General features: G+C 35.6%; 4 protein-coding genes. 3 read left to right on the top strand and 1 reads right to left on the bottom strand.

Annotation, left to right across the window (positions count from 1 at the left end; translation table 11 throughout):
* The first annotated feature begins 250 nt into the window (after nt 1-250).
* The 3 genes from nagB to AC07XN_RS23340 all read left to right on the top strand — a co-directional run bounded on the left by nagB (nt 251) and on the right by AC07XN_RS23340 (nt 4,248).
* The gene (nagB, locus tag AC07XN_RS23350) at nt 251-2,182 is read left to right on the top strand and encodes a glucosamine-6-phosphate deaminase (RefSeq protein WP_494744796.1); all 1,932 of its coding nucleotides are present in this window, start codon (nt 251-253) and stop codon (nt 2,180-2,182) included.
* A 191-nt stretch (nt 2,183-2,373) separates the two neighbouring features.
* On the top strand, nt 2,374-3,624 hold the full coding sequence (locus tag AC07XN_RS23345) for a sugar MFS transporter (protein WP_309924464.1): 1,251 nt from the start codon (nt 2,374-2,376) through the stop codon (nt 3,622-3,624).
* 219 nt (nt 3,625-3,843) lie between these two features.
* A complete protein-coding gene (locus AC07XN_RS23340) occupies nt 3,844-4,248 on the top strand; it encodes a DUF983 domain-containing protein (protein ID WP_309924466.1) in 405 nt (134 codons plus the stop codon).
* A 119-nt stretch (nt 4,249-4,367) separates the two neighbouring features.
* Here AC07XN_RS23340 and AC07XN_RS23335 read toward each other — a convergent pair whose 3' ends face one another.
* Nucleotides 4,368-5,126 carry a DeoR/GlpR family DNA-binding transcription regulator gene (locus AC07XN_RS23335; RefSeq protein WP_309924468.1) on the bottom strand — a complete coding sequence of 253 codons (759 nt, stop codon included), beginning with the start codon at nt 5,124-5,126 and terminating at the stop codon, nt 4,368-4,370.
* Between the last annotated feature and the right edge of the window lie 70 nt (nt 5,127-5,196).

The raw sequence follows: 5,196 nt of genomic DNA, 5'->3' as shown, positions 1-5,196 counted from the left end.
CTTTATATGTTATTTGGCGGGTTTTTCTAAAAAATCAATATTTTATTTCCGATTTCTTCTCTTTATAATTATTCATTTATCTAATTAACATTAGATAATTTTTAAAATTCGGCAATATAATACACTAATAATTATTTTACTGTTTTGAATTTTTTATTTTAGAATTCATTGTGTAGTATAATTCTTTTGACATTAAGTTTGTGCTTCTTATTCCATAACTAAGAAATATTTACTCAAAATTGTCATTAAAATGATTGAAGCAACTGAAGCCATAGAATTAGAAAAAGAAGCAATCTCTTTGGAAAGAGTACCCACCAAAATTTATAAAGATGCCTCTGAAGCCTCTAAAGCGGTGGCACAAGAAATCGCAAAAATTATTCGTCACAAAAATGCTTTAGGCAAACCCGCAGTATTGGGCTTAGCTACGGGGTCAACCCCTAAAAAAGTATATGCAGAACTTATTCGCCTTCATAAAACGGAAGGACTAAGTTTTGAAAATGTGATTACGTTCAATTTAGATGAATATTATCCGATGCAACCTGACGCTGTACAGAGTTATCATCGTTTTATGAAAGAACAATTGTTTAATCATATAAACATCGTTCCTGAAAACTGCCATATTCCAACAGGCACTTTGCCACTTGAAAAGCTCTCAATTTTTTGTAAAGAATATGAGGCTCAGATTGAAGAATTAGGCGGACTAGATATACAAATATTGGGTATCGGTAGAAACGGACATATTGGTTTTAACGAGCCAGGGTCGTTAGTTAATTCAAGAACAAGATTGATGACACTCGATATTACTACCCGCATGGATGCTGCTGGCGACTTTGGTTCTTTGGTAAAAGTACCACGCAGAGCAGTGACAATGGGAGTAAAGGCCATCATGGAAGCCAAAAGAGTTGTTCTTTTAGCCTTTGGTGAACATAAAGCAAAAGTAATCAAAGAGGCCATAGAAGGCACTGTGTCTGAAAAAATACCAGCGTCGTATTTACAAGGACATCAAAATGTAAGGTTTATTTTAGATGAAGCCAGTGCTTCTGAATTGAGTAGCCGTAAAAAACCTTGGTTGTTTGATGAAGTAAATTGGGATAAGATGATGGTGAAAAAGGCCGTTACCAATTTAGCGTTGAGTTTAGATAAACCTATCTTGAAATTAACCAACCGTGATTATAATGAAAACGGATTGAGTGATTTACTAGCGAACTACGGACAGGCTTACGATATTAATTTACAGGTTTTCCAAAGTCTACAACATACAATTACGGGATGGCCAGGGGGTAAGTCGCTAGCAAGTGACGCCAACAGACCAGAAAGAGCATTCCCAGCTCAGAAAAGAGTATTGATTTTCAGTCCACACCCCGACGATGACATTATTTCGATGGGTGGAACATTCCAACGTTTGGTTGACCAAGGACATGATGTACATGTAGCTTACCAGACTTCTGGAAATATTGCTGTGGCAGACGATGAAGCCTTACGCTTTATCGATTTCTTAGACGATTTCAATACAACCTTCGATATAGATAACAGAAAATACAATACTGTTTTTGAAGAAGCGCGCGCATTTTTAAGTACTAAAAAAGATAGTGAAATAGATATTCCTGCGGTGCGTTATGTAAAAGGCATCATTCGTCAAGGTGAAGCAAAAGCAACCTGTCGTTTCGTTGGAATTCCTCCTACAAACGTTCACTTTTTGAACATGCCTTTTTATGAAACAGGTGCTATTCAAAAAATGCCATTGGGTGAAGCAGATATCAAGATTGTATCGAACATCATTGCTGAAATAAAGCCACATCAAATTTTTGCAGCAGGAGACTTGGCCGACCCACACGGAACGCACAAAGTATGTTTAGATGCTATTTTTGAATCGCTTGACCGTTTGAAAAAAGAAGAATATATGAATGACTGTTGGGTATGGTTGTATCGTGGAGCATGGGCTGAGTGGGATATTCATGAAATTGAAATGGCTGTGCCAATGAGTCCAACGCAAGTATTGCAGAAACGTCATGGTATATTCAAACACCAATCACAAAAAGATGGTGTAGTTTTTCAAGGAAACGATTCAAGAGAATTCTGGCAACGTGCCGAAGACAGAAACAGCGCTACCGCTGAATTGTACAATAAGTTAGGTTTTGCAGAATATGCAGCCATCGAGGCTTTTGTAAGATATCATTATTGATTTTAGAGGAGTATTTGCTAAGTATCAATCAAAACAACAAGTATTTAGTTAGAACTGGTTATATATTAATAATGCTTGAACATTAGAATTCACTACGGGCTATGCCTGTAGTGAATTTATTTAATATGTGCCTTTCAAGATTGCCTTCAACTTACTTTATTTATACATTTTGCCCCAAACCAACCACCATTATGACTAAAAATAAATCTTTTTTATCGCCCATTGTTATCATCGGGATGTTGTTTTTCATCTTTGGTTTTATCACTTGGCTCAACGGAACCCTTATCCCATTTCTTAAAATTGCTTGTGAACTTGAATATGCCGAGGCTCTTTTAGTAACCTTTGCTTTTTATATTGCCTATGTTTTTTTAGCGATACCATCGTCTTTTATTTTGACAAAAGTAGGCTTTAAAAATGGCATGGCTTGGGGATTGGTAATAATGGCGATTGGTGCTGTCGTATTTGTACCTGCTGCTCAGAGTCGTTCATTTGCATTATTCCTTACAGGATTATTCATTCAAGGAGCGGGGATTTCTTTGTTACAAACTGCATCCAATCCATACATTAGTATTTTAGGCCCGATTGAAAGTGCGGCTCAACGTATCAGTATCATGGGTGTTTGTAATAAAATTGCAGGAGCTTTAAGTCCACTGATTTTAGGAGCAATTATTTTAGATGGTGCAAGTGACATTGAAAATCAGTTAAAAACGAGTCTTGCTAGTGAAAAAGAAATATTATTAAACGAATTGGCTGGACGAGTTATCGTGCCTTATATCGTAATGGCTATTGCATTATTGCTTTTGGCATTTATGATTTATAAATCTAGTTTGCCAGAAATTGATACAAGCAAGGATGAAAACGAAGCTGTTCAAGACACAAGCGGAAAAAGTATATTCCAACATGTAAATTTGGTATTAGGAATTTTAGCGATTTTCTGTTGTGTTGGCGTTGAAGTAATTGCTGGAGATACCATCGGGCAATACGGAAGTTCATTAGGAATTAGCTTAGATGTTTCTAAGAACTTTACTTCACTAACGTTGGTTGCTATGCTGGTTGGTTATTTCGTAGGTATTGTGGCCATTCCGAAATATATTCCACAAAATAAAGCCTTGATGTATTGTGGTATTATTGGCGTACTATTTACTATCGGTATCATCTTTACGGCTGGTTTTACCTCTGTTGCTTTTGTAGCATTGTTGGGTTTAGCTAATTCTTTAATGTGGCCAGCTATTTTTCCTTTAGCGATTAAAGGGTTGGGCAAAAAGACTGAATTTGGTTCAGCCTTGTTGATTATGGGTATTGGTGGCGGTGCTATTCTGCCATTTTTCTATGGAAAAATAGCTGAGTCAATAGGTGTTCAACAAGCTTATTTGATATTGATTCCTTGCTATTTATACATACTATACTTCGCAACGATTGGCCATAAAAAGCAAACGTGGTAAAAATAGTTGTGAGTTAGTGAATGGTGAATGAGAGATATACTTTAAAATTTAAAAACTATCCACAACTCACCATTCACTAACTCACAACTAAAAACAAAATAAGTAAAAAGTCCTATAGGCTGCTTGTTAAATACCATTGGATTGGATGGCTTGGTAGTAGCTTTGTTGTATGATTATTAAATGATAAAAATCATTTAAAGGTAATTAAACAATAAAGTTATGAGCCAGTATCAGACCTTAAAACTAGACAGAGAGCGTTCTAAATTTGAAGCCATTGTCGAACAAAGATGTCCACAATGTAGAGAAGGTAAAATGTTTAAATATTCATTCTTACGCGTAGATAAGTTTGATGAAATGCATACAAATTGTCCTGTTTGTAATTTACGTTACGAAGTAGAACCAGGCTTTTGGTATGGAGCTATGTTTGTAAGCTACGGGTTTTCCATATTAATATTAATCGTGTTGGGCGTAGTGTTGTATTGGTTTTTTAATGACCCTCCGATTATGGGCTACATCGTACCCATCACAGTAGTATCGCTTATTTCAGTACCTTTTAATTTCAGAATGTCGAGATCTGTATTTTTACACCTCTTCGGCTTTGTAAAATATAAACCAGAGAGATAGTTGTGAATGAGTGAGTTGTGAGTTAGTGATTTTTTGAAAATATTGAGATTAAATGATTTTTAGGAAACTCTATTTGTGTGAATATCCTTGTAAATCACTAACTCACAACTCACAATTAATTATATCACTTGCAATTTGCTATTTTGATAAGCTGATAATTCTGGAGAATTGGCGGGCAATTCAGTAATTAAGTAGTCGATTTCTTGTAGGTCGGCTACCTTCATTTTCATGACAGAGTTTAATTTCTCCGAAATTGCCAATACTGCTACTTTGTCTGATGCCTTCATCATCGCCTTCTTTACTTGTACCGTTTCCCAGTCAGAGTCAGTCACGCCCCCTTGTGCATCCAGTGCATTTGTTCCCAAAATACATAAATCTGCTTTCATTTCTGAAAGGCGGTGATGTACTTCTCCACCAATAGACATTTGACTATATCTTGATACCTGTCCACCAATCAAAATAATTTCAATATTGGGCTTATCCAATAATTCAACAGCCGTTAAAGGATTGACTGTCATGAAGGTAGCCGTAAAATCTTCTGGAATTAGTTTTACAAATTCTCGGATAGTAGTACCCCCCCCAATCAGCACTAACATTCCTTCTTTCAATAAAGAAAATGCTTTTTGTCCGATTTCTACTTTATGACTATGGGCATAGGTTTCTTTAAGATTAGATGAGTGGTGATAAGCCTTTGACATAGCCCCGCCTCTAATCTTGATAATTTCGCCCTCTTCTGCTAATTCATTAATATCTCTTCGAATGGTGTCTTCAGATACACTCAACGCTTCTACTAATTCTCCTAAAGATATTCTTGTATGAACATTGATTTCCTTTAAAATCAAATCTTTACGTTCTTTCTTTAATAAGTTAATCGACATTATAATTATTAAAATTTTATCAAATTGAATATAACAAAGGTATAAAAAAACTGCAAATTAACAGAAGGTT

The organism is Arcicella sp. GW458-12-2-14-TSB2 (assembly GCF_059423785.1).
The sequence above is the reverse complement of the archived record's forward strand: the minus strand, read 5'-3'. Positions and strand labels throughout refer to the sequence as shown.